We start from the raw sequence: 605 nt of genomic DNA, 5'->3' as shown, positions 1-605 counted from the left end.
GGCCCGCCCCCGAACGAGCGCGCGATCAGGCTCAGGTACTTGCGGTCCATCACGTCGAGACCCGCCCCGTCCACGTCCAAGAGCTGCAGCGCCCGGTCGGCGATCGCCCGCGTCACCGTCTCGGCCTCCGCCACCACCGCGAAGTCCCGCACCCGCCGCAAGAGCCGCCCCGCGATCCGCGGCGTGCCCCGCGCCCGACGGGCGATCTCGTTGGCGCCCTCCGCCGACATGCCCAGACCCAGCACCCGCGCGCCGCGCGCCACGATCTGCTCCAGCTCGTCGATCTCGTAGAACTCCAGCCGGATCGGGATGCCGAACCGGTCGCGCAGCGGCGTCGTCAGCAGCCCCGCCCGCGTCGTGGCCCCAACGAGCGTGAACTTCGGCAGCTCGATCTTGACCGAGCGCGCCGCCGGGCCCTCGCCGATGATCAGGTCGAGCTGGTAATCCTCCATGGCCGGGTAGAGGATCTCCTCGACCGCCGGGTTGAGCCGGTGGATCTCGTCGATGAACAGGACGTCGCGCTCCTCCAGGTTGGTGAGCTGGGCGGCCAGATCCCCGGCCTTGGCGATCACCGGCCCGGAGGTCGAGCGGAAGTTCACGCCGAG

The 605-nt window shown here is 71.6% G+C and carries 1 protein-coding gene; it reads right to left on the bottom strand.

The window, feature by feature from the left end; genetic code table 11:
• Window positions 1-605: Holliday junction branch migration DNA helicase RuvB (gene ruvB, locus ACLBX8_RS31570; RefSeq protein ID WP_447716404.1), on the bottom strand; the 605-nt coding region annotated here is incomplete at both ends.

Source organism: Methylobacterium sp. D48H, assembly GCF_053345715.1.
The sequence above is the reverse complement of the archived record's forward strand: the minus strand, read 5'-3'. Positions and strand labels throughout refer to the sequence as shown.